At 45.5% G+C, this 22,025-nt stretch carries 30 protein-coding genes and 1 pseudogene; 12 read left to right on the plus strand and 19 right to left on the minus strand.

Annotated elements, in window-relative coordinates:
- Positions 1–102 precede the first annotated feature (102 nt).
- From RS881_RS60780 to RS881_RS43675, 3 genes are read left to right on the plus strand one after another with little or no spacing between them, the layout of a single operon-like run.
- Complete coding sequence (locus RS881_RS60780) at positions 103–768, plus strand: histidine kinase (protein WP_350340013.1); 666 nt, start codon at positions 103–105, stop codon at positions 766–768.
- Positions 768–1,205 carry a LytS family sensor histidine kinase gene (locus RS881_RS43670; protein WP_350340320.1) on the plus strand — a complete coding sequence of 146 codons (438 nt, stop codon included), beginning with the start codon at positions 768–770 and terminating at the stop codon, positions 1,203–1,205. The genes RS881_RS60780 and RS881_RS43670 overlap by 1 nt, the downstream gene beginning before the upstream one ends.
- A 10-nt stretch (positions 1,206–1,215) precedes the next feature.
- The gene (locus RS881_RS43675) at positions 1,216–1,941 is read left to right on the plus strand and encodes a LytR/AlgR family response regulator transcription factor (RefSeq protein ID WP_315816539.1); all 726 of its coding nucleotides are present in this window, start codon (positions 1,216–1,218) and stop codon (positions 1,939–1,941) included.
- 101 nt (positions 1,942–2,042) lie between these two features.
- Here RS881_RS43675 and RS881_RS61980 read toward each other — a convergent pair whose 3' ends face one another.
- The 4 genes from RS881_RS61980 to RS881_RS43695 form a co-directional block, all read right to left on the minus strand.
- Complete coding sequence (locus tag RS881_RS61980; protein WP_315824798.1) at positions 2,043–2,318, minus strand: hypothetical protein; 276 nt, start codon at positions 2,316–2,318, stop codon at positions 2,043–2,045.
- Positions 2,282–2,587 carry a porin family protein gene (locus tag RS881_RS61985; protein WP_315816540.1) on the minus strand — a complete coding sequence of 102 codons (306 nt, stop codon included), beginning with the start codon at positions 2,585–2,587 and terminating at the stop codon, positions 2,282–2,284. Before RS881_RS61985 ends, RS881_RS61980 begins: the two co-directional genes overlap by 37 nt.
- Positions 2,588–2,937: 350 nt before the next feature.
- On the minus strand, positions 2,938–3,663 hold the full coding sequence (locus RS881_RS43690; protein WP_315816541.1) for a thioredoxin family protein: 726 nt from the start codon (positions 3,661–3,663) through the stop codon (positions 2,938–2,940).
- A gap of 253 nt (positions 3,664–3,916) precedes the next feature.
- Complete coding sequence (locus RS881_RS43695) at positions 3,917–4,237, minus strand: hypothetical protein (protein WP_315816542.1); 321 nt, start codon at positions 4,235–4,237, stop codon at positions 3,917–3,919.
- A gap of 212 nt (positions 4,238–4,449) precedes the next feature.
- Here RS881_RS43695 and RS881_RS43700 point away from each other — a divergent pair, with 212 nt between their 5' ends.
- The 6 genes and pseudogenes from RS881_RS43700 to RS881_RS43725 all read left to right on the plus strand — a co-directional run bounded on the left by RS881_RS43700 (position 4,450) and on the right by RS881_RS43725 (position 8,152).
- On the plus strand, positions 4,450–4,746 hold the full coding sequence (locus tag RS881_RS43700; protein ID WP_315816543.1) for an acyl-CoA thioesterase: 297 nt from the start codon (positions 4,450–4,452) through the stop codon (positions 4,744–4,746).
- A gap of 197 nt (positions 4,747–4,943) precedes the next feature.
- Positions 4,944–5,602 (plus strand): annotated as a pseudogene (locus tag RS881_RS43705) (DUF4197 family protein).
- A gap of 230 nt (positions 5,603–5,832) precedes the next feature.
- A complete protein-coding gene (locus RS881_RS43710; RefSeq protein ID WP_315816544.1) occupies positions 5,833–6,063 on the plus strand; it encodes a hypothetical protein in 231 nt (76 codons plus the stop codon).
- A gap of 29 nt (positions 6,064–6,092) precedes the next feature.
- Positions 6,093–6,941 (plus strand): MFS transporter, encoded by an 849-nt coding sequence (locus RS881_RS43715; protein ID WP_315816545.1) that lies wholly within the window; start codon positions 6,093–6,095, stop codon positions 6,939–6,941.
- A gap of 222 nt (positions 6,942–7,163) precedes the next feature.
- Positions 7,164–7,757 carry a class I SAM-dependent methyltransferase gene (locus RS881_RS43720; protein WP_315816546.1) on the plus strand — a complete coding sequence of 198 codons (594 nt, stop codon included), beginning with the start codon at positions 7,164–7,166 and terminating at the stop codon, positions 7,755–7,757.
- Complete coding sequence (locus RS881_RS43725; RefSeq protein WP_315816547.1) at positions 7,733–8,152, plus strand: hypothetical protein; 420 nt, start codon at positions 7,733–7,735, stop codon at positions 8,150–8,152. Before RS881_RS43720 ends, RS881_RS43725 begins: the two co-directional genes overlap by 25 nt.
- Positions 8,153–8,292: 140 nt before the next feature.
- On the opposite strand, the gene RS881_RS43730 is transcribed toward RS881_RS43725, so the two are convergent.
- From RS881_RS43730 to RS881_RS43750, 5 genes are all read right to left on the minus strand, one after another.
- Positions 8,293–9,441, minus strand: coding sequence for a M28 family peptidase (locus RS881_RS43730; RefSeq protein ID WP_315816548.1), 1,149 nt, complete (start codon positions 9,439–9,441; stop codon positions 8,293–8,295).
- Positions 9,438–9,683 (minus strand): zinc-binding metallopeptidase family protein, encoded by a 246-nt coding sequence (locus RS881_RS43735; protein ID WP_315816549.1) that lies wholly within the window; start codon positions 9,681–9,683, stop codon positions 9,438–9,440. The genes RS881_RS43730 and RS881_RS43735 overlap by 4 nt, the downstream gene beginning before the upstream one ends.
- A 702-nt stretch (positions 9,684–10,385) precedes the next feature.
- Positions 10,386–10,739 (minus strand): hypothetical protein, encoded by a 354-nt coding sequence (locus RS881_RS43740; protein ID WP_315816550.1) that lies wholly within the window; start codon positions 10,737–10,739, stop codon positions 10,386–10,388.
- An 89-nt stretch (positions 10,740–10,828) separates the two neighbouring features.
- Positions 10,829–11,038: an ATP-binding cassette domain-containing protein gene (locus tag RS881_RS43745; RefSeq protein WP_315816551.1), complete on the minus strand. Its 210-nt coding sequence runs from the start codon at positions 11,036–11,038 to the stop codon at positions 10,829–10,831.
- Entirely contained in the window at positions 11,028–12,077 is a 1,050-nt protein-coding gene (locus RS881_RS43750; protein ID WP_315816552.1) for an ABC-F family ATP-binding cassette domain-containing protein, read from the minus strand. The genes RS881_RS43745 and RS881_RS43750 overlap by 11 nt, the downstream gene beginning before the upstream one ends.
- 267 nt (positions 12,078–12,344) lie before the next feature.
- On the opposite strand from RS881_RS43750, the gene RS881_RS43755 reads away from it, so the two are divergent.
- Both RS881_RS43755 and RS881_RS43760 read left to right on the plus strand, forming a co-directional pair.
- The gene (locus tag RS881_RS43755; RefSeq protein WP_315816553.1) at positions 12,345–13,604 is read left to right on the plus strand and encodes a PAS domain-containing protein; all 1,260 of its coding nucleotides are present in this window, start codon (positions 12,345–12,347) and stop codon (positions 13,602–13,604) included.
- Between the two features lie 62 nt (positions 13,605–13,666).
- Positions 13,667–14,272 (plus strand): methyltransferase family protein, encoded by a 606-nt coding sequence (locus RS881_RS43760; RefSeq protein ID WP_315816554.1) that lies wholly within the window; start codon positions 13,667–13,669, stop codon positions 14,270–14,272.
- Positions 14,273–14,340: 68 nt separating this feature from the next.
- On the opposite strand, the gene RS881_RS43765 is transcribed toward RS881_RS43760, so the two are convergent.
- Positions 14,341–14,649, minus strand: a complete 309-nt coding sequence (locus RS881_RS43765; protein WP_315816555.1) for a rhodanese-like domain-containing protein — start codon at positions 14,647–14,649, stop codon at positions 14,341–14,343.
- A gap of 7 nt (positions 14,650–14,656) precedes the next feature.
- The gene (locus RS881_RS43770) at positions 14,657–15,268 is read right to left on the minus strand and encodes a PASTA domain-containing protein (protein ID WP_315816556.1); all 612 of its coding nucleotides are present in this window, start codon (positions 15,266–15,268) and stop codon (positions 14,657–14,659) included.
- A 38-nt stretch (positions 15,269–15,306) separates the two neighbouring features.
- Here RS881_RS43770 and RS881_RS43775 point away from each other — a divergent pair, with 38 nt between their 5' ends.
- The gene (locus RS881_RS43775) at positions 15,307–15,486 is read left to right on the plus strand and encodes a hypothetical protein (RefSeq protein WP_315816557.1); all 180 of its coding nucleotides are present in this window, start codon (positions 15,307–15,309) and stop codon (positions 15,484–15,486) included.
- Positions 15,487–15,609: 123 nt separating this feature from the next.
- Here RS881_RS43775 and RS881_RS43780 read toward each other — a convergent pair whose 3' ends face one another.
- The 8 genes from RS881_RS43780 to RS881_RS43815 form a co-directional block, all read right to left on the minus strand.
- On the minus strand, positions 15,610–16,101 hold the full coding sequence (locus tag RS881_RS43780; RefSeq protein ID WP_315816558.1) for a D-alanine--D-alanine ligase family protein: 492 nt from the start codon (positions 16,099–16,101) through the stop codon (positions 15,610–15,612).
- Positions 16,098–16,604 carry a D-alanine--D-alanine ligase gene (locus RS881_RS43785; protein WP_315816559.1) on the minus strand — a complete coding sequence of 169 codons (507 nt, stop codon included), beginning with the start codon at positions 16,602–16,604 and terminating at the stop codon, positions 16,098–16,100. Before RS881_RS43785 ends, RS881_RS43780 begins: the two co-directional genes overlap by 4 nt.
- A gap of 214 nt (positions 16,605–16,818) precedes the next feature.
- Positions 16,819–17,454 (minus strand): hypothetical protein, encoded by a 636-nt coding sequence (locus RS881_RS43790; protein WP_315816560.1) that lies wholly within the window; start codon positions 17,452–17,454, stop codon positions 16,819–16,821.
- A 947-nt stretch (positions 17,455–18,401) separates the two neighbouring features.
- On the minus strand, positions 18,402–18,851 hold the full coding sequence (locus RS881_RS43795; protein ID WP_315816561.1) for a hypothetical protein: 450 nt from the start codon (positions 18,849–18,851) through the stop codon (positions 18,402–18,404).
- Between the two features lie 3 nt (positions 18,852–18,854).
- Positions 18,855–19,571, minus strand: a complete 717-nt coding sequence (locus RS881_RS43800) for an RHS repeat-associated core domain-containing protein (RefSeq protein ID WP_315816562.1) — start codon at positions 19,569–19,571, stop codon at positions 18,855–18,857.
- A 35-nt stretch (positions 19,572–19,606) separates the two neighbouring features.
- The gene (locus RS881_RS43805) at positions 19,607–20,635 is read right to left on the minus strand and encodes a hypothetical protein (RefSeq protein WP_315816563.1); all 1,029 of its coding nucleotides are present in this window, start codon (positions 20,633–20,635) and stop codon (positions 19,607–19,609) included.
- Positions 20,571–21,617 (minus strand): RHS repeat domain-containing protein, encoded by a 1,047-nt coding sequence (locus RS881_RS43810; RefSeq protein ID WP_315816564.1) that lies wholly within the window; start codon positions 21,615–21,617, stop codon positions 20,571–20,573. The genes RS881_RS43805 and RS881_RS43810 overlap by 65 nt, the downstream gene beginning before the upstream one ends.
- An 8-nt stretch (positions 21,618–21,625) precedes the next feature.
- Complete coding sequence (locus tag RS881_RS43815) at positions 21,626–21,928, minus strand: hypothetical protein (protein WP_315816565.1); 303 nt, start codon at positions 21,926–21,928, stop codon at positions 21,626–21,628.
- Positions 21,929–22,025: the final 97 nt, after the last annotated feature.

The raw sequence follows: 22,025 nt of genomic DNA on the forward strand, positions 1-22,025 counted from the left end.
AATCCCTTCACGATATGATAGCCTTGATCGCGATTCTGTTATTGGCATTAGGTTATTGCACTGCCCGTTAATAGCAGCCCGTAAAACTGTCTTGATGCCCGGATGGGCGGTAAGACGGGTTTACGGGCTATCCTTTATTTTTACGCCATGGATAAACCGGCTACTACTTTGTTTTCCAATATTCATAATGACCGGATGCTGGGCTTTTTGGTAAGCCCGCGGTACCGCATATTCCGTCATTTGCTGTTACTGTTGGCATTTTCAACGCTGCTGTATAAAGACAAAGCGGATTTTACAGGCAACTACGACTGGTATGTGGGTCTTTGGGCGCTAGCGGTGATCCTGCTTTTATTATATACCAATTTGTATTTACTGGTGCCCCGCATCTTGTTGAAAGGCAGGTATATTCTTTATACTCTGGCGGTACTCTTGTTATCGGCCTTTGCCTTTTTACTGTTTATACTCTCTGAACATTTTTTCCTGCAATACATCCGCAAGGAACCGCTGGCAGCCACGGGTAATAGCTGGTGGGTGGATATGCTGGGGTTTACCATCATCCTCAGCTTTCTGTTTGCCACTTTTACAGCCATCAAGTTGTTCCAGCGATGGGTAATGGATGCCCACCGCATGCATGAGTTGGAAAAAAGCACGATGCAATCGGAGCTCGACCAGTTGAAAAGCCAGATCAATCCGCATTTCCTGTTCAATATGCTCAACAATGCAAACGTGCTCACGCAAAAGGACCCCAAAAAGCATCGGAGGTGTTGATGCGATTGAGTGACCTGTTGCGCTACCAATTGTATGACAGTGCACGTAACAAGGTCTTATTATCCTCGGACATTCATTTCCTGTCGGATTTCCTGAACCTGGAGAAAATACGCCGGGACAATTTTGATTTCACGGTATATAGTCAGGGAGATACGGACAGTATTATGATCCCTCCTTTCCTATTTACCACTTTTGTAGAGAATGCAGTAAAACATAATATGGACGCCCATAAAGCCTCTTTTGTGCACGTAACGTTCAAGGTAGAACAATCGACATTATATTTCTCTTGTATTAATTCAAAACCAGCCCTACCAGTAAAGCATGGCCTCAATGGGGGCTGGGGCTGGCCAATGCCAAAAGAAGGCTGGCCTTGTTGTATCCGAAAAAACATATCCTGGACATCCAGGACAAAACTGATCTGTATACGCTTCATTTAAGTATTCCATTATGAATTGCATTATAGTAGATGATGAGCCGCTGGCGCGGGAAGGGATCCGGTTATTGGTAAGCAGCACCCCACAGTTGACCTTGATGGGTGCATTCAGCAGCGCCATAGCAGCCGGTGATTTTATTAGTAGCAACCAGGTTGACCTGATCTTCCTCGATATCCAGATGCCGGGCATCAATGGCATTGCTTTTGCCAAAACAGTGCCCTCGCACACGCTGGTGATTTTTACTACTGCCTTTTCGGAATATGCGTTGGATAGTTATGAGGTGGATGCGATCGATTACCTGGTGAAGCCGGTAGTGGGAGAACGCTTTCAAAAGGCGGTGCAGAAAGCGCTATCCTATCACGCGTTACTGGAAATAACAGGCAATAGTAATGAAATTGAAACCTTTTCGGATGACTTTATTTTTGTAAAGGCAGAACGCAGGATATTCAAAGTTCATTTTGAGGATATTGGTTTTATTGAAGGGCTCAAGGATTATGTAGTGATCCATACGCGGGCTCAAAAGATCATTACGGCGATGAATATTAAAACGATCTATGATCAACTGCCCAAGAAGTATTTCATAAGGGTCAGTAAATCGTACATTGTTAACTTCCGGCATATCGTTTCCTTTGATAACAATACCATCTTTATGCAAGGGCAGGAGATACCTATCGGTAATAGTTACCGGGCTTACTTTTTTGATGAATTTGTAGGTAAGAAATTATTGCGCAGGTCATAAGTGGGAGGTATTACAATAGGGACCAAACGACAGATAGTGTCCACAGAATACTGGGACACTATTGTGGTTCTCCACGGAACAGGTTTTAAAAACCCTAATCATCAAAAAATGTTAAATCCAATTCCTGCCTGTATCTGCCTGCTTTTTACATCACCCCCGATTTTGCCCACATCAGAAAACCCCAGGATGTACCGGCCATAGATCTTCAGAGAAGCGAGACTGACTTCGGCACCCAGGATGCCCGCAAAATCGCCCTTCTTAAAAGCATTCTTACCGTTTTGGAGTAAATTATCGTTCTTGTTCATCAGTATGCTGAACTGCGGTCCTACATGGAAAGCGATTAGCTTGCCTGCATGGATGCGGAGCAGGAGGGGAATGCTGAGGTAGTTGAGTTTTTATTGCCCTTGAGCAGGTTCTGGTATACGCCAGACAGGTTGGATTGCACCTCGGTATTGGTTTGGTTGAACATCACTTCGGCTTGTACACCCAGGAAAGGCATAAAATTAACATACAGGTAACCGCCTACGGCATATCCTAGCCGGTAATGATCTGTGAATGCTTCGTTATCCATTTTGGTGAGGTTGGCGCCAGCCCTGGCCCCCACATGTAATTGAGCACTGGCCGTAGCAGTGCAGAGGAGCGCCATAAAGAGGCCGGGAATGAGTTTTTCATGGTCATACTTTTTTGTTGATGACGAAAGTATCATTCCCGGGCCTGCTCTATTGGTGATTTATACCAATTGCTTCATCAATTATACCAACCTGCCAATCCGATATACATGGAATTGGCTGATTATTGTTTAAGCTGATCCAACATGGCAGTAGCCTGTTGGTTGCCTGGTTGCAACCGAAGTACTGTTTCGCAACATTCTTTGGCGGCCATTTTATTGCCTTTCTTCACGTAAGCTGTAGCCAGGTAATTAAAAGTAGCCGGCTCGGCAGGGAATAAAGGGTATTGATGCGCAGGGCATCAATGGCTTTTCGGTTTCACCGCCCATCAGAGTACTCTGCCAAAAGAAGTCAGTTCGCCCCAGTAAGATGCCATGGGCCTCAGTTGTTCCGCAGCCTTTTGGTGACTGGCGGGTGTAGACATCCATTGAGGGCTTTGGAACAAATTGGTGAGGTAGGCGGTAGCCGGATAGCGGGGGCTATAGGCTTTGTTGGTGAGGATGGTCAGCAGGTCTTGCTCCAGGGTGGTTACAGGCAATTCAACGATCCTTCCTTTTTCCTGCTTGTTGTCATATACCAGCAGATCGGGTACACGCGAAATGTACAATCCTCTTTCTTCATGGGTAGGACTTTGTTTATAAGCAGTATCATGGTTGTTTACATTGACAAGCTGGATCTGGGAAGGCTTTACACCGCAATAATCCAGTAGCTTGTACATGCGTGGCACTTCGCGCCGGCTATCGCCGCACCAGGTACCCATGAAGATGAGGAATTGTTTGTCTTTTACCAGGGTTTTTAATTGATTGGCCGCCAGGGTATCAATGGTATAGGCTGCATAATTGGTATTGAACCAGGTATCAAAAGGCGCCTGTGTGAGGCGTTCCCTGGAACTTGTACCCAGGAGGTTGATATTTCCGCCGGCGTCCTTGTATTCAATATTGGCAGGTGTGGGTACAGGTGTAGCGCCAGGAGCAGTAGCCACGGTACGATGTTGACAAGCGGCAGTGAATGATAGTATACTGATAATAAAGAATGATATGGTTAACTGTTTCATGATTGATAGTTGTGTGTGTTTACAATAATTGTTTTCCTTACAGGCATAGCAAGGCCTTACGATGGAATACATCGCAAAAGAACATCCGGGCAGGTTGCTCCATGAGTTTGTGGCAGCCATACCCGCATGCACCTAATGGCAGGGGTATTGGTAAGCAACAAGTACATCATGGTACTGTGTACAAACCGAACGCATACGCGCAGGTAAATGCCTGTTGAAAGGAATCTAACGCATCAATAACAATAAGGGAAATTTATGCTTTGGGAGGCTGGAAGATAGCAACTGTATGATCGGAAGGGATCAGTGACAGGTAGTGGCTTTGCTGGCAATTATTGGTAGTAAATACTTCAAAAACGTGGGTAGTCAATTCATGAGACAGGTATACTTCTTCCGCCTTTTCCCTGGCAATCATGACAGGTTTGGTAGCATGATCTTTTTCATTATGGCTGGTAAGGGTTTTCTGGCAATCGCAATTAATGGGAGCTGTTAAACGGCAATGCCAATAGCTTACTACCTTGCCATATTGTAAGGCCAGGAAAGCAAAAAGACATATTATGGTTACCAGCTTACGCATGATTCAATATGAAAATTAGCCAATAAATTTGGTATGGTATAATTTTACCGATCAGGTTAATAAAATTTATTTATGAGTAGTTATGTTAAAACAGTAGAAGTGCGTTGGTCGGACCTGGATCCCAATTTCCACCTGCGCCACTCGGTTTATTATGATTACGGGGCTTATTGCCGCATTGCCTTTTGGATGCGCATGGGCTCACAGCAAGCTTTATGGCACAGCACTATTTGGGTCCTATCCTGTTTCGCGAGGAATGTATATTCAGCAAGGAAATCAAACTGGGAGATGCGGTAACGATCGACCTGCACTTATCGAAGGCCAAAGAAGACCAAAGCCGCTGGAGTATCCAGCATCATATTTATAAAAATGCAGATACGCTGGCTGCTATCATTACGGTGGATGGGGCCTGGATCAATACGCAGTTGCGCAAGTTAGCGGCCCCGCCTGAACAGATATTACACGTATTCAACAATATGCCCCGGGCCGAAGGATTTGAATGGATCAAATAAATCTAAAGGCAACAAGGCATTGAGGCAACGAGGCAAGGAGGGAAGCACTTTGATAAGCCATTGATAGTTTGTGTTGGGTTTAACAGGAGATTAAATAATTGAGGATTAACAACTTTTTATAGAAACCGACGTTACTTTTAACGAAATAATGTCGCTATGAAAAAATTGATATTACCCTTATTGTTATTGTCTTCAGTATGTGTGAATGCCCAGAATTCCGGTGGTGGTTTGCTGAAAAAGCCAGTGGATTGCTTAATAAAGCCAAGGGCGGCAACCTTAGTAATGATGATATTGTAGCAGGGCTGAAAGAAGCGCTCTCGATTGGTGCCCAAAACGGTGCTAATAAGTTATCCTCCGTAGATGGATTCTTTGCCAATGCTGCAATCAAGGTATTGATGCCTCCCGAAGCACAGAAGGTGGAAAAAACGCTTAGGAGTGCAGGTATGGGCAAACTGGTAGATGACGCCATTTTGTCGATGAACCGGGCTGCAGAAGAAGCCTCCAAATCGGCTGCCCCCATCTTCGTGGATGCGGTTAAAACGATGAGCTTCCAGGATGCGCTGGGTATTTTGAAAGGCAGTGATACGGCTGCTACCAGTTATCTCAAGGGCAAAACAACGCCGGCTTTAACCAGCGCCTTCCGCCCGGTGATAGAAAGCGCTCTTGAAAAACAGGCGCCACCAAACATTGGAAAACGGTGATGGATGCTTACAATAAGATCCCGCTCGTATCTAAAGTAAACCCCGACCTGTCGGGTTATGTAACGGATAAAGCGCTTACCGGCATGTTTTTCCAGGTAGCTACTGAGGAGCAGAAGATCCGTAAGGATCCTGCAGCGAGGTTACGGACACGCTGAAGAAGGTGTTTGGATCGTAAATCGGCAATGAATACAGCTTCGAGCTGTGAGCTACGAGCGAATACAGATGAGTTTTTTGTGAGCCAGTCGTCGTAAATCGAATTATAAAGAAACATCCCCGTCATTGGGGATGTTTTTATTTTGTACATAGGGTATGGGTTTTAGATGAAGAAGGGTAGTTCTATTTCCAGGGGCTATGCTTACTTTTGCTGCGCACTTATACCATAGCCATGCTAACAAGCAGCTTATCGCTGTACAAAAACGCCTACAGTGGTCTATCTCCCGCCACCTGGTGGCTCTCCTTCATTATGCTGGTCAACAGGAGTGGTACGATGGTACTGCCCTTTATGACGATTTACCTGATCAGTCCTTCGGTGGGTTATAGTATTGGCCAGGCTGGCATCGTGATGGGGTTGTTTGGCCTGGGAGCGATTGCCGGGGGTACCTTGGTGGACGTTTAACAGACAAGATTGGCTTCTTCAAGGTACAAATGATAGCGCTTGCAGGTGGCGGTATCCTGTTCATGATATTGGGACAAATGCGGTCTTTCCCCGGTATATGTGTATTGAGCTTTTTGCTCAGCCTGGTGAATGAATCGTTCCGCCCTGCCAATTCCACGGCCGTTGCCTATTACAGCAAGCTTGAAAACCGTACGCGTTCTTTTTCGCTGAACCGGCTGGCTATTAACCTGGGTTGGGCCCTGGGTAGTGCCGCTGGTGGATTAATAGCAGCCTACGATTATGAGTTGTTGTTTTGGGTAGACGGTTGCACCAATATTGCCGCTGCCATACTCATGTGGTTCCTGCTACCACCTTCCAAAACGCAGGTAGCTAAAAAGGAAGCCGCCAAAGAGATACCTGATCCATCGCATTCAGCTTACCAAGACAAGGTATTCCTATGGTTTATTGTATTGACTACGCTTTTCGCAGCCAGCTTTTTCCAGATCTTCAATAACCTCACGGCCTACTACAAAAATGTACTTCATTTCTCCGAGCAATATATCGGCTTGCTGAATGCCATGAATGGAGTGATCATTACGTTGATCGAAATGGTATTGGTGTTTAAGCTGGAAGGCAGGCGCAGCAAATTGTATTATATAACGCTGGGCGTATTCCTATGTGGTGTTGCGTACCTGATGTTGAATGTATTTCACATGAATGCTTCCTTAGCGATTGCGATGATGGCATTGATCACTTTCGGTGAAATACTGGCGATGCCGTTTATGAACTCGTATTGGATTGCCCGCTCAGGAAACCATAACCGTGGGCAATATGCCGGCTTGTATACGATTGCCTGGTCGGTAGCGCAAACGCTGGGGCCCTTTTGGGATCGCAGGTAGCAGAGCATGGAGGCTGGAGTGTATTGTGGTGGCTGGTAGGTGGCATATCTGTTATCAGTAGTATTGGGTTTGGGATGATGTACCGGAAAGAAAAGCTGTGAGCTGTAAGCTACGAGCTTCGAGCTGTGAGCTGTGAGCTGCGAGCGAATACACTTTGATGACGAAGGCTAGTGGAACGCCACTTACTACCTGCTACTCGCCATTACTGTATATCTTTGGGGCATGTCAACTGATAAATTTGAGATGTTCAGGAACCGGCTTACGAAGGTATACCGGCACGTAAGCAAGCAAGCACGCCGGCAAGGGGTTACGTGTTACCGGGTGTATGATCATGACCTGCCTGAATTCCCTTTCTGCATTGAGATCTATGAAGAAAATATTTACCTGGCGGAATATAAACGGCGTCATTCGCTCACGGAGGAAGAACATGAACAATGGCTGGAAGACTGTATCCAGATCATCAGTGAGATCCTGGAGCTGGCTTCAGACAATGTGTACATCCGGCAGCGGCAACGTAAGCAGGGGCGGCTGGGGCAATATCAACGGGTAGCTACTGAAGAAGCTTTCTTCGAGGCGCGGGAAGCGGGCTTACAGTTCAAAGTGAACTTATCAGACTACCTGGATACGGGTTTGTTCCTGGACCACCGCATTACGCGGGGTTTGGTGCGGGAAACCGCCGCCAATAAAAGGGTACTTAATCTATTTTGTTATACGGCCTCTTTCTCAGTATATGCCGCCGCCGGCGGAGCGGCTTCAGTTACTTCTGTAGACCTTTCCAAAACTTACCTGAAGTGGGGGAAGACAATATGCAGCTGAATAAGCTCTATGATCCGCAAAAGCATTCCTATATCCATGCAGATGTGAAGCAATACCTGGATACGCTGAAACCGGGTTCTTTCGACCTGGTGATCATGGACCCTCCTACTTTCAGCAATAGCAAGCGAATGGTCGATTTCCTCGATATACAAAGGGACCATGTAGAACTGCTGAATAAAACCTTGCAGGCAGTTGCCGAAGGTGGTGTTATCTATTTCAGTACGAATTACCGCCGGTTTGTACTGGAGCAGGATAAAATACTGGCAGGCTCTATCCGGGATATTACAAAAGCTACCACGCCCTTTGATTTCCAGGGCAAACTTTTCAGGTGGTGTTATAGGATTGAGAAAACAGCTGCGAGCTTTGAGCAACGAGCTGCGAGCCCTTCGCTTTGATGGGATTATTGATTATTGGGAGTGGTGTTTTGAGTGTACATAAAAGAAAAGGGTGGATTGCCGGAAAGCGATCCACCCTTTTATTTTTTTGACAGGCTGGCCTTAGGGCGCCTTATGGTTTACTTATCTCCCTGGCGCGTCTAAAGGGATATCCCTTTGAGCATGTCGTTGCGGTTGGCCATTTCCCAGGCAGTATAGAACACGAATTGTGCTCTCTTGGCCATGAGGGTATAATTGATCTTATCGGGCGTATCGCCGGGACGGTGATAATCCTCGTGGGTACCATTAAAGTAGAAGATAATGGGAACACCCTTGCGTGCGAAATTGTAATGATCGCTGCGATAATAAATACGCTCGGGATCTTTGGGATCGTTGAACTTATAATCGAGCTCCAGTTTTGTATATTTCTTGTTCATGGCTTCGCTGATGGGGCGAAGGTCGGAACTGAGTTTATCATCACCCACTACATACACGTAGTTGGTTGAGTCGCCAATTTTGCGTTTGGGGTCAATGCGACCAATCATATCAATGTTCAGGTCGACAGTAGTTTTCTCCAAAGGATAAACAGGATGATCGCCATAGTAAGCCGATCCCCACAATCCTTTTTCTTCACCAGATACGGTCATGAAGACAATGGAACGACGGGGACCTTTACCAGCAGCTTTTGCTTTCACAAAGGCTTCGGCCAATTCGAGGATACTAACGGTACCGGAACCATCATCATCAGCACCATAGTTGATCACGCCGGCAGCGGTTTTACCAATATGATCGTAGTGGGCGGTGAGGAAAACGTATTCATCTTTTTTGTCAGAGCCTTCCAGGAAGCCAATTACATTGGTGCTTTCCAGGGCAGTCACTATTTTATTGAACTCTACAGCTACATTAGCAGCATAGGATTTAGGATGGGGATTGCCGGCCTTCATAGCTTCTTTAGCGGCTGCATAATCGTCGGCGCCCATAATGGTTTCGGCTAGCTGATCGGAAATAGCATAGAGGTTGGGGTAAATGGTTTTGCGGAAACCGTTTACATATTGAAAGCCTCTGCTGGCACCTGTCCGGCGTGGGAAACCGGGCTGCACCTGCAATACGGCCACCGCACCATTTTTAAGGGCTGCTTCCACTACAGGAGGGGCAGCATAACCACGCAGTGTGCCTGCAGGAAGTTTTTGCGTAGTAGGCGGGGTACCGGCCAATACCAATACGATCTTTCCGCGGGCATCAATGCCTTTGTAATCGTCGCGGGAAGAATCGCTGAGACCATATCCAACAAAAACTACTTCATTAGTCAAGAAAGCAGATGAATTGGAAGAACTGAGGCTGGTGGCGAAGTCGGTAAAAACTGAAACTTCTTGCCTTTAATCTCCAGGGAAGCCCTTACCAGGGAATCCTGAAAAACGGGATAAGGCTGCTGGTATCCACCATTGATGCCGGGCGCCAGGCCCAATTCTTTAAAGTAGTTTTCGATATAAGCAGCCGCCTTCCGCTGTCCTTCGGTAGCGGTTTCACGGCCTTCCATTTCGGCGCCTGCCACGATGTACAGGTGTTTTTAAGGTCCTCGGCGGTAATGGTGCTGGCGTAGGTAGCGGGGTTGGCAGCTTTCTGGGCCAATAGGCCTATCAGGGCAGCCAATGCCATTACCAGGCATAGTTTTCTCATGTATTGTATTGTTTTTGTATTAGGAGGCCAAAAATAGGAGAACGAACTGTGGTTTTCTTGCCATTGATGGAAAAGTCGGGAAAGTCGGGAAAGTCAGGGAAAGTCGGAAAAGTCGGGAAGTCTGAAAGACTGTAGTACTTTCGATCTTTCGATCTTCCGGTCTTCCGGTCTTCCGGTCTTCCGGTCTTCCGGTCTTCCGGTCTTCCGGTCTTCCGGTCTTCCGGTCTTCCGGTCTTCCGGTCTTCCGGACTTCCGGACTTCCGGACTTCCGGACTTCCGGTCTTCCGGTCTTCCGGTCTTCCGGTCTTCCGGACTTCCGGACTTCCGGTCTTCCGGTCTTCCGGTCTTCCGGACTTCCGGACTTCCGGTCTATCCTTCTATTTCGCTGAGTTCGAGCCAGCGGAGTTCTTTTTCATCGAGTTGGGAGGTGATCTCACCAATCCGCACAGCCAGTTGCTGGAGTTCATCAAAAGGGGCATTGCCGCTGTTGAGTTTTTCGGTTACGGCTACCTTTTCCTTTCGAGGGCAGCCATTTCCTGTTGGAGGGTTTCAAACTCTCTTTTTTTTTCTTTATATGTCAGTTTCCTTTTTTCGGTGGCCTTGACGGGGCTTCTGCTACAGGAGGGGCTTTTTCGGTCAATACATCCTGGCGGGGCCCAGTGGGTGCATTGCCATCCTTGTCTTTTTCGGCCAGCCTGTATTGGGTATAATTGCCGGGGAAATCACTGATCAGCCCGTCTCCTTCAAAAACAAAGAGGTGATCTACCAGGCGGTCCATGAAGTAGCGGTCATGGGACACGATGAGCAGGCATCCCTGGAAATCATTGAGGAAGTTTTCCAGGATACCCAGGGTGGGCAGATCCAGGTCGTTGGTAGGCTCATCGAGTATGAGGAAGTTGGGGTTGCGGAAAAGGATGGACAGGAGGTGCAACCGGCGTTTTTCACCCCCACTTAAGCGGGAGATATAGGTGTATTGCTGATCGGGTGGAAATAGAAACAGGTCCAGGAATTGAGCAGCGCTTAAGGAGCCGCCACTGGCCAGGGGAAGGATTCAGCAATATTCTTCACAAATTCTATCACACGCATGTCTTCCTTGATCTTCAGTCCCTGCTGTGAATAGTTACCAAAGATGACGGTTTCACCAATATTGATCTTACCGCTATCGGGTTCTTCCATACCCTGCAGGATATTGATGAAAGTAGATTTGCCCACACCATTTTTACCAACCACTCCTACCCTTTCGCCTTTTTTTGAAAGTATAGTCAAAGCCTTTCATGATGATCTTTTCATCATAGGATTTATATACCTTTTTCAGTTCGGCGATCTTACCTCCCAACCGGCTCATTTTCATTTCGAGCTGGAGTTTTTGCTCATCGATACGTTGTTTGGCCTTAGCTTCCACCACATAAAAGGCATCCTGCCTGCTTTTGGACTTGGTGGTGCGGGCCTTGGGCTGTTTGCGCATCCATTCCAATTCACGGCGGAAGGTGTTGCGGGCTTTATCGATACTAGCGGCCTCACTTTCCATACGGGCTGCTTTTTTCTCCAGGTAGTTTTCGTAATTGCCTTTGTATACCACAAGGCTGCTGCGGTCCATTTCCCAGATCTCTTCGCATACATTGTCCAGGAAGTACCTGTCGTGGGTAACGAGGAGTAAGGTTACATACTGCTGGCTCAGGTAATGCTCCAGCCACTCTACCATTTCCACATCAAGGTGGTTGGTAGGTTCATCCATGATGAGCAGGGTATGCTTGTGTTCAAAACCAATATCAATAAGGGTTTTGGCAAGGGCTACGCGCTTGCGCTGACCGCCCGACAAGGTAGAGGCAGGTTGACTGAGGTGGTGGATATTGAGTTTACTTAGTATCTGTTGTACGCTGGCATCAAAGTCCCAGGCACCCAGTTCGTCCATTTTCACAATGGCATCGCTTACCTGTTCAGGAGTACCCTCTTCGCTAACGGCTTCATATTCTTTGATGGCATTGATCACAGGATGGTTGTGGTGGAAGATATTGTCCAGTACAGATAGGTGTTCATGAAAAACGGGTTCCTGATCGAAGAGGGCTACAGTTACTTCCTTGTTGATCCACACTTTCCCTTCATCGGGGGTTTCATTGCCTGCCAGTATTTTAAGGAGGGTGGATTTGCCGCTACCATTACGGGCAACGAGTGCAATTTTATCACCTTCTTCAATGTGGAATGAAATATTCTCAAAAAGTGGCTTGATACCGTATGACTTAGTAAGTCCCTCTACCGAAACATAATGCATGGCGCAAAGATAGGGGAATAGGAATACAAGCTCCCGCCAAGGCGGGACAAGTTGCGAGCTGTGAGCTACGAGCCGCGAGCTTTACACGTTAACAATTAGGAGTTAGCTATTAGCGGGAAGGGCAAGATTGCGCGAAGTAGCCGCAAGTTTACCGGATACAGGTGATACGTTGAAAGATACAGGTAATATGATTTTTTAGATGAAATCTATGATTGGTATGGAATAGAAGTATTTTTTTCGCAATATTGTATGTTTATAGCCTTTTGTATGAAAAATCCTCTGCCCTCCTCTGTAAAACTCGCGTTAACCTTCCTTGTATTCGGCACGGCCTGGATATTATTCTCCGACTCTATTACTTTGTCAGTTGCGCGGCACGACCTGGATTCCTACAACAAACTGCAGAGCTATAAAGGCATTTCATTCATGATATTGGCAGCGGTACTGATCTATTGGGTGAGCCGGAACTTGTATGCCAATATTGAAAAGGGTCGTAAGGAGCAGGAAGAAATACTGGAACGTTATCAGTTATTGGGTATGGCTACCAATGACGCGATCTGGGACTATAATATCTTCACCAAACAATGTTATACGAATCGTACGTTACAGGAAATGTTCGGCTATACGGCCGATGAATTACAAGACAATTATCGTTGGTGGACAAATAACCTGCATCCGGAAGATAAGGAGCGGGTACTGGATACGATTGAATCGAAGTTGGATATGGGTGGAACGGTATGGCAGGATGAATACCGTTTCCGCTGCAAGAATGGCGAATACAAAACGATCTTTGACCGGGGTTTTATTATGCGCAATAAGGCAGGGCAGCCGTACCGGCTGATTGGGGCCATGCAGGATGTAACGGAGCAACGCATCTTACAGGAAACGCTGATTGATGCACAAACGAGGCATAAGGATGAAATTGCGCAAAGTGTATTGCAAACGGAAGAGGCGGAACGGAAAAAACTGGGAGAAGAACTGCATGATAATATCAACCAGCTGCTGGGGGTCGTAAAGTTATACATTCAGCATGCGTTGGTAAATCCCAAGATGCGGGAGGAATTGTTGGAAAAGAGTGCGAGCTATATAACGCAAACCATTGAGGAGATCCGCCATCTTTCCAGGTCGCTGTTGCCGCCTGCCCTCAATGAACAAAGCTTGCTGGAAAGTCTTTATCAATTGATAGAAGACATCAGTCATGCGAAGGATATTGATTTCCAGGTACAACATGCGGGTTTTGATGAATCGAAGGTGCCGGATAATAAGCGGCTGGTGATCTATCGTATTATTCAAGAGCAGTTGAACAATGCGCTGAAGCATTCGGAGGCCAAGGCGGTGAATATTAAGTTGGTGCACCATGAACAGCATGTGCAACTGACGATCCAGGACAATGGGATTGGATTTGACCCACAGCAGATGAAACCAGGCATGGGGCTTAATAATATCCGCAACCGTATAGAGGTATTCAATGGGGAAATGGAGATATTGTCGGCCCCGGGTGATGGGTGTACGCTGAATGTGAGGATTTAAGTGTTAGTTTTAGTCTATCGTAATACATCGCCTATGGTACCTTACGTCTATCTGGCTGTACTTTGGGTATTTTTGGGCTTACGCATAGCCTGCTGGCTGCCGAGTGGTGGAAACTTTGGGTAGCGCAGCGTACAGGTGTCTATTTTCCCTATTACAGGCTGTTGTATTCTCTCATCGTCTTTTTCCAGTTAATCATCATCATCGTTTACGAATTACAATTACCTGCGCTGTGGCTGTGGCGCATGCCGCTTGTTGTACAGTTGGTAGCAGGCATTGCTGCGCTGGCAGGCCTGCTCATCATGGGCATTTGTATACGCCGGTATTTTTATTATCTCAGTGGTATTGATGTATTGTTGCCGCCCAAGCCAATTACATTGGGACTTTCCACCAGTGGACTGCACCGGTATGTAAGGCATCCGCTTTACTCAGGTACGCTGCTGGCCGTGTGGTCATTCTTTCTGCTGTTCCCAGAGCTGGGATACCTTATTAGCTGCAGCCTGATCACCTTGTACACCTGCATTGGTGTATTGTGGGAAGAACAAAGGCTGCGCAAGGAATTTGGGGAAGTGTATTTGGCCTACCAGCAAAAAGTACCCATGCTCATTCCATTTAAATTGGGAAAGGCTATGAAAACTTCTTCTGTTCAACGGCAAAGCCGGAGGCTTTGAAATAGGCGTCACCAGCCAGAGGCTGGCGACCGAGGGAATGAGGTATTAAGGTGTATGGCTACGAGATATTAACGTCCGTAGATCGTTTCCCAATTCATCATACCGCCTACCAGGTTTTTGGTGTTTTTGAAGCCTAGCATATCGAGCACCATGGCTGCTTGTCCACTGCGGTTGCCACTGCGGCAATAAACGATCACTTCTTCTTCTTTCAGTGGTTCCAATTCGTCGACCTGCATGGTCTGTATCTTTCCGAGGGGGTATAAAGTACCTCCTATGTTGAAGTCAGCATGTTCGTGTGGCTCTCTTACATCTACCAGGTTTAATTGTTCACCGGCATCGATGCGTGCTTTTAGCTCTTCTGCTGTTATGTTTTGCATAATATGGCTATTGATAATTATTCAGGTTGTGTGGCAGGGGAATGGAATCGGTGGTGCGAACGGGGCGCTGGCCCTGTAAACGCACGTTGATGGATTGTCCCTGACGAATGGTATTCATGCGGCCATCGGGCAGTACTGCTTCGGGCTGCTGCACATATATGTACGCATTGGCGCTATCGGCTACGCCTTGCTCAAAAGCAGTGGCGCCCAGGCTAAGGCCATAGGACTCCAGCAATACACGGGCTTCGGTATAGGTTTTACCAAACAGGTCGGGTACGGGAAATTCTTCCTGACCCAGGCCGCTACCGAGGATAAGGGAGATACCACTGCCCATGGCCAGGCGGGTGCCTGGCTTGATGCGCTTGCCATTGTAATGTTGTTCCAATACGGCATTTTTGGCAAAATTGGGTTCGTAGCTGGTATCCTTTAATTTAAGGTTGTACTGTTTTAGGGCAATTTCGGCACTGCGAAAGCTCAATCCTTCGAGGTTGGGCATTTCAATTTCAGGCGCTACAGCCCTGTTGATGGTAAGATACACGGTACGGTTGACCTTCACGATGGCCTCCCCTTCGGGAAACTGGCGCATAACGGTGAGGGCTTTAGCGGTATCATTGTACACAGAATCCTGTATCTGTACATCAAAACCCTGGTCTTCCAGTGTTTTTTGGCCTGCTCATAGGTTTTGCCGGTAACAGATGGGATAACGAGTGTATCGCCATGCCTGGTAAGCAGGTTAAGGGACTGGAGGAAGAGGAACAATATGATGATGACCATTACGACAGCAAAAAGTATGTTTTGCCAGAGGGGTCGTGTGGTGATGAATTTGAACATTTTTAGTATTTAGAATTTAGAACACAGTATACAGCACACAGAATAAATACCCCCTATTTCACTTAAGCTGTTTCGATTTAGAATTGGCTACTAGTTAAACGCTAAAGGCTCTTACCTATTTTGGCTTCCTTATTTCCTTTTTCCGCGATCCAGGGCATCTTCAATGAGGGAGGAATAAAAGTCCTTCAGGGTCCATCCCATTACCTGTACCTGCTGGGGTACAATGCTGGCCTCGCTTTGGCCGGGCACGGTATTGATTTCCAGCATATAAGGTGCATTTTTTGCCTCATTATAGATGAAATCAATGCGCACTACGCCCCGGCAATTAAACACTTCGTATACTTTCCGGGCATTCTTACGAATGATATCGGCCATGTGTTCCTCTATTTGGGCCGGCGTGGTTTCGGTGCTTTTGCCCTGGTATTTGGCTTCATAGTCGAAGAAGTCCTTATCTGTAGCCACCTCGGTGATAGGCAGTACAATGATGCCTTCCATGGTTTTGAACACGCCTACGGTAAATTCGCGGCCGGCAATAAACTCTTCGATGAGCAGTTGGTCGTCTTCCCGGTAGGCTTTTTCAAGGGCGGCGGCCAGGTCTTCGGCTTTGTGTACTTTACTCATGCCGATGCTGGACCCCCATTGTTGGGCTTTACGAATACGGGCAGGCTAACCTGCTTTAGTATGTCGGCCGGGGTAACGGGCGTATGTTTGAACAGATGCAAAGATTTGGCCACATGTATGCCTGCAAAAGCCGCTACGGCCACTGTATAACGTTTATTGAAGGTGATGGCAGAGGTAGCTGCATCGCAAGAGGTATAGGGGATGCCCATGAGGTCGAAATAACCCTGGAGTTTTCCATCTTCGCCGGGCGTTCCGTGAATGCCAATGAGTACGGCATCGAAAGTTACTTTACGGCCATCGGCAGCCAGGGAAAAATCGCTGCGGTCGACGGGTATTTTGCGGCCTGTAGCTGTTTCATACCACCAGCCTTCGGTGGTGACGTCGATCTTAAAGACCTCAAATTTGCTGGTATCGATGTTGTTTTCAATGGTAACAGCACTTTTATAGGAGATCACGGCTTCAGTAGAATAGCCACCGGTAACAAAGGCAATAACTGGCTTCATTGATATGTTTCGAATTTTCAGCAAATAAACGAAAAAGAATCGCTGATTAAGCGCTGATTACACAGATTAATCACAGATTACGCAGATTGCGCTGATTTAATCGCAGATTAAGTGCTGGTTACGCAGATTTAAACGCAGATTTCGCAGATTAAGCGCTGATTACGCTGATTTAGCCGAAGATTAATCGCTGATTACGCGGAAAGGATTTCGCGGATCAGGCGGCCAATTGAGGAGGTGGCGGCTTTAGAAGTTTGGCCTGCATTTTACGGCAGTGTTCTTCCTGTTCTTTGTAGCGGTCTTTGAGACGTTGTTCTTCGAGCCATTGCAGTTGCTTTTCGCGGGCTATGCGTTTGCGCTCCCTTTCCAGGAGTTCGGCGGTATTGTCATAACTGCTTTTCCAATGGTTACGGCCAATGAGGCGGCGATAACGGCAACGTTTGGGATTGCTGTCGCGGTGTTTGAGCCGGGTTTTATAGTCCTTCGCTCTTTTGACGGGTTGTTGTTTGCGGCCTGTCTCCAGTTTGATACCGGTGGCTTGCTGGTACAGTACCCAATACTCTACATAGGTTTTCCAAAGGTAATCATAGGCTTCCTGTGGCGTAGCTTCCTGGTTGAGCATGTTGATGGCTTCACCGGTGAAGTCGCGGTACATCCAGAACTGCCGCCAGTGGAGGGGCAGGTCGCTGTAAATAGAGGAAGCAATTTTGGAAGCTACGGCCAACCGGTTGGCATAGAACCTGGTTTTGGCAAAGGCGGGGTGTTTGAGCACCTTTTCGCGGGTAAGGCGGCTTTTTTGCGCACGAAGTACCTGCCCTCCATCTTGTAGAAGGTGAGGTTGTCCCAAGTACATTCAAGAAATATAGGTCCCATTACTTTGGCCATAACTCATTGGATTGATACTTAAATTTACAGCCTATTTTTGAATCTGGGATATAGGTGACCGAAATGGCTAAAATGGCCGGTTTTGAGAGCAGCTTCGAGCTGGACTTCCGCCAGGGCGGAACAAGTTTTTAGCTGGGAACGAATACAGGTTGCTGTGTAGGGAGGAAGACTAAGGGTTGGTAGGAAGGGGGTGTCGGGGTATGGGAGTGGGCTTTGTGATTATATTATTGATTATTAGTTATTTATTATTGCCTTTGCGGGTAGTGACGAATTGAGGATATGTGAATATTTAGGAAAATGCGCCTTTACCTACAAGGATAAGGCAAGGATGAGACTAGGGTTAGGCTTGGGGAAGTCCGGAAAGCCGGGAAAGTCTGAAAGACCGTTCCGATAGCTATCGGGAAGCAATTTGGACTAAGGGTGTTCAGGGTTGAGCGTTAGGTATTGGGGTTGGGTACTGGCATTAAATTATTGGTTATTAATTATTTATTATTTATTATTTATTTTGGCACGATTTCCAAGTTTAAGGACCTTACTATTTAGGAAAATGCGCCTTTAATACGGGAGCGGTACGGAAGCGCTATGGGTCAAGGTGGGGAGAGCTGCCAGGGAGGTATGGGGAATCGATGATTATGCGGATGAATAGCAGATTCCGCAGATTTGAATGGATCCTGCAGATGGAAGCGCTGATTGCACGGAGGAAAAGGCACGGGTACGCAACTGCACAATGGCAATTCTGCATACCCGCGCCAGTTTTACGAATTGTATAAGAATTTCTTTTTGTTCACTTTTTGTATCGGCATATTTAACCTCACAAAAAAGAAAACAGCAAGAAAGCTTTTAATTCTACTCCATTGATTTAAAAATGTTTACTTTTTTGAATCCACAAATACCTGCCGTTTACCTGTTCATGAGCTAGCTTAATATTACAGCAATCAACAGACCAACTAAAATAATAGCCCTTTTTTGTTTATAAATTTTACCAGGAACCTGAATAATCGCTTCGAGCTTAATCCGAAGTCTCTCAAAATTCAGTGAATCAACAAAAGCCGTAATTGTCCTAAGTTTTTCATCTTCTTTATTACATAAAAAACATTTGTAGTTAGTATAAACTAAACTTACCTGAATGTTATTAATAATTCTTACCGAATCCCACCTCGCTTCATTCCATTTTGTAGATCGTTGAATAATTAAAGGATTTCCATATTTAGAAATATCATAGAAGCTAGTGCCCCACGGAATAAATACGTTCAAATTTTCAATGGTTATTCCCTGGGCAAATAGCTCAGCTTTATTTATTATTCTTTCCTGAGACCAGGCAGGCACATAAGTAATTAAGGCAAATAAATAAGCTAAATATTTCATAACTCACCTTTTCTTGTACGGTATAGGAATTCTCAAAATTTCCCTCAATAGTAAATAGGCTGGAATAACCGGCGGGTTAAATGTAAGCCAGATTCGCCAAATTATACCAAAGTCTGAAGGCTCTTCGTTGCGAGGTGCAAGGTTCCATTTTGGTAACACCCTTACCCATTTTATTTTTACCCCTTTAGCCCATCCCCAAATATTGGGAGGTACGGTTGATGAATGCCCACCGGTCCTTTGAAAGTTAGAGGTTAGGTCACTCGTTCTACCAAATAGACCTGCATAAAATGCTTTCGTATTCATCCAAAAATTGGGGTTTTCGTTCTTATAACCGTCACCACCTCCAACACTACCTGGACTTAAGGATTCAAAAGCACCGTAACCTAAGCCAGCACCCGCTAATGGCAAACCTATTGAAAGCCCAATCTTAAAAACATCATCCATTTGAGGGTTATTTTTGATAATAAGGTGAGCTGTTGTAGCTCCTATAATCGAACCAATAAGGGAGCCTGTTAAACCAAAGGACCAACCTCCATCCGGATCAATACTGTTAATTGGATTATTACTCATAGCCAAGTACGAACTTACAAATTCATCGTAAGGATCCGACTGAATCCACCTCGCCACTTGTGGATCATACATGCGTAAATTGAATTCGTCGTAGCCAGTATTTTCTTCTTCTTCACTGAACTCACCTTGATATCCGTATCTGTTCGGCAATTTGTTAAAAGCCGCAGAACTAATCCCAGCAATCTTTAAACCAAATGGATAATAATGCGCTTCCTCAATGATAGCCCCCGTTCATGTGCTACGTTAAAATCATCAAAATATACAGGCCAATCGCTTTCATTGCTCAGGTAAATGTAAACATATCCATTTTGTGGTGCCTGAACATTGGGTAATACCACCAAATCATCATTGTCGTTTGTTTTTACCATATCAGCTCTTCCTACATCCTGTATTACATTAAAGCTCTCGTCAAAAAACACGAAATTCAGGTATGCTTTGGGGCGATTAGCCACAGCAGCAGGTCGTCCATCCAAAAATGAAAGTAATGGACTTGTTGATGTATTCCCCAACACCGATTGAAGTGAAGAAGCGCCCTCTTTTATCACCGGAGCCACACCACCTGCCGACAATCCACCCAACAAGCTATTTACCAGGGGAGATAAAATGGCATTATTATTTACGTTTCCAGCGGGAACATCATAGTAATATTTAGCGGTAGCGCTTAAATAATCGCCGCTCATGACTTTCAGCAACATATTGGGGCCAATACTTTTTGTAATAGTAGCACCTATAGTTATCAGCTTACTGACCTTTGTAGAAGTATTGGAAGGCCAAACAGCTCCTCCGTTGTTGGCCCAGCGGGTTTGAATCACCTCATTGGCTGCATCGGGATTACCATTGTTATCCACCTTTCCAAAAAGCCTTTCTTCTTCAGATCCGGCAGGGTCCTCCATTGTTGCCTTATAAATTTCTTTGTGCTCCTCTTCTGATAGTACCATCCTGGTACTTCCTAAATGATCTTTAATAAAATATTCAAACACGCCCCATTTGTCTCCAGTCAACTGAATATTACCCTTGACAATCATTGCACTAGCTCCTAACTGGGAAGTACTATTTACAGGGGTCATTATCCTCAACCTGCCCTCTTCATGGAGAATATACTGCAATTCATTTTCTTCATAAATAAAATCTCCTACGTAATAGGTTGTTTTAGCCGTACCGGTTACCGGTGTAACTTTTTTTTGCCAGCTTAATACCTGATGCATCATAGACATATTCAACAGTACTTTTATTCTCCAGTACTATCTTTTCCGGTTTATTCAGGTAATTATAAGTAATTCCATTGCCTCCAGCATTTCTTATCTTCTTATTGTTATCGACAACCAGGTTTCCATTGGGATCATATAAATAATCATCGTTATCAACATTATAAACCTCGTCTTTAAAATCGCCAAGCTTTCCGTTATTCGCAGCACCCAAATCCGGACTATTGTCAAAAACCCTGGTCAAATGATTACTCCACTCTCCACCACTTACCTGCTTGTAGGCATATATCAACTTGTCAATATATAATGCACTGTTGTTTGCTGGCTGTATGCCTTTTCTGTACAGCTGCTTAATATTTCCATTATCATCATATAGTATGTTAGATTCAGAAAAATCAACTTTGGCATTTGCCCAGGTCGTTTCAGAAGGCTTATTCTTTTGCTTAAAATTAGCATTGGTTAACCGGCCTGCATTATCATAAACAAAATCATACATTCGAGGGGTATTGTCGCCCTGGGTTTTCCAGATTAATCCAGTTATTAAATGATCAAATCTGGCATTTGTAAATTTGTTGTCAAAATTTTCATAGCCCAGGAAAAGCCCAAAATAACGATTCCGCTGATCGGTATTACTTCCGGATAATGCATAGTCCTTGTTAAGTCCGGTTAAAGCACCATTGGCATTGTAGCTGTAATCAATTGTTTCCAACGGATCATCAATAGAGCCGGTTCTTTTACCAATTTTTTTGCTCTTAACATGCCCAAGTTCATCATACTTATAATCAACTATTTTTTTAAAGTCAGCTGTTCCAAACTTCTTCAGTAAGGTTTGCAACCTGCCAATTTTATCATACACATTCTTGGTAAGTATGATTAATCCATTGAAACTATTCCCGGAATTTCCATGCTTAGAAGAAATACTCATAATACGTCCATCAAAATGGTATTGGTTCGTTGCAACATCAACACTATTTTTATTATTGTCTCCCAAACTCTGGATCACTGCTCCATTTTCGTTGTAATATAGTGTAGTGAATAAAAAGTTGTTAGTTCCAACAATCCTGGTTTTTGAGCCGGTAACCAAATTTTTGGTACGATTACTTTTTTTTGGATTGGTTCTACATCTGGTTCCGAACCTCCATAGGCTTGTAAATTGCTATATGAGTTATCAAAATTCTTAACCCCTACAAAATCGTATTGGTCATAATAATGATAAGTGAGGGCTGTAAATATGGCTGGATTATCGACTTCGACCTGGGCCACTGCATTATTGACAACTGATAAAGTTTGTGCAATTGCCACAGGGCCAATTTCAATTGAAAATTCATCGCCTGGTCCGTTGCTGGAAAACCCGGGAGTAAGGTAACGGATACTGTCGCTGAATATTTTGCGGGAGGGC

Source organism: Paraflavitalea speifideaquila (assembly GCF_032395985.1).
In the GTDB taxonomy this organism is placed as follows: Bacteria; Bacteroidota; Bacteroidia; order Chitinophagales; family Chitinophagaceae; genus Paraflavitalea; species Paraflavitalea speifideaquila.

Coding starts and splice junctions, on each gene's coding strand:
- RS881_RS43805 (WP_315816563.1), bottom strand. CDS start 20,635: ATGTCTATGATGCATCAGGTATTAAGCTGGCAAAAAAAAGTTACACCG.
- RS881_RS43750 (WP_315816552.1), bottom strand. CDS start 12,077: ATGCATTATGTTTCGGTAGAGGGACTTACTAAGTCATACGGTATCAAG.
- RS881_RS43785 (WP_315816559.1), bottom strand. CDS start 16,604: ATGAAGCCAGTTATTGCCTTTGTTACCGGTGGCTATTCTACTGAAGCC.
- RS881_RS43670 (WP_350340320.1), top strand. CDS start 768: ATGCGATTGAGTGACCTGTTGCGCTACCAATTGTATGACAGTGCACGT.
- RS881_RS43755 (WP_315816553.1), top strand. CDS start 12,345: ATGAAAAATCCTCTGCCCTCCTCTGTAAAACTCGCGTTAACCTTCCTT.
- RS881_RS43795 (WP_315816561.1), bottom strand. CDS start 18,851: ATGAAATATTTAGCTTATTTATTTGCCTTAATTACTTATGTGCCTGCC.
- RS881_RS60780 (WP_350340013.1), top strand. CDS start 103: ATGGGCGGTAAGACGGGTTTACGGGCTATCCTTTATTTTTACGCCATG.
- RS881_RS43695 (WP_315816542.1), bottom strand. CDS start 4,237: ATGCGTAAGCTGGTAACCATAATATGTCTTTTTGCTTTCCTGGCCTTA.
- RS881_RS43710 (WP_315816544.1), top strand. CDS start 5,833: ATGCTAACAAGCAGCTTATCGCTGTACAAAAACGCCTACAGTGGTCTA.
- RS881_RS43675 (WP_315816539.1), top strand. CDS start 1,216: ATGAATTGCATTATAGTAGATGATGAGCCGCTGGCGCGGGAAGGGATC.
- RS881_RS43720 (WP_315816546.1), top strand. CDS start 7,164: ATGTCAACTGATAAATTTGAGATGTTCAGGAACCGGCTTACGAAGGTA.
- RS881_RS43690 (WP_315816541.1), bottom strand. CDS start 3,663: ATGAAACAGTTAACCATATCATTCTTTATTATCAGTATACTATCATTC.
- RS881_RS61985 (WP_315816540.1), bottom strand. CDS start 2,587: ATGGCGCTCCTCTGCACTGCTACGGCCAGTGCTCAATTACATGTGGGG.
- RS881_RS43790 (WP_315816560.1), bottom strand. CDS start 17,454: ATGTACTTGGGACAACCTCACCTTCTACAAGATGGAGGGCAGGTACTT.
- RS881_RS43780 (WP_315816558.1), bottom strand. CDS start 16,101: ATGAGTAAAGTACACAAAGCCGAAGACCTGGCCGCCGCCCTTGAAAAA.
- RS881_RS43700 (WP_315816543.1), top strand. CDS start 4,450: ATGGCACAGCACTATTTGGGTCCTATCCTGTTTCGCGAGGAATGTATA.
- RS881_RS43765 (WP_315816555.1), bottom strand. CDS start 14,649: ATGCAAAACATAACAGCAGAAGAGCTAAAAGCACGCATCGATGCCGGT.
- RS881_RS43715 (WP_315816545.1), top strand. CDS start 6,093: ATGATAGCGCTTGCAGGTGGCGGTATCCTGTTCATGATATTGGGACAA.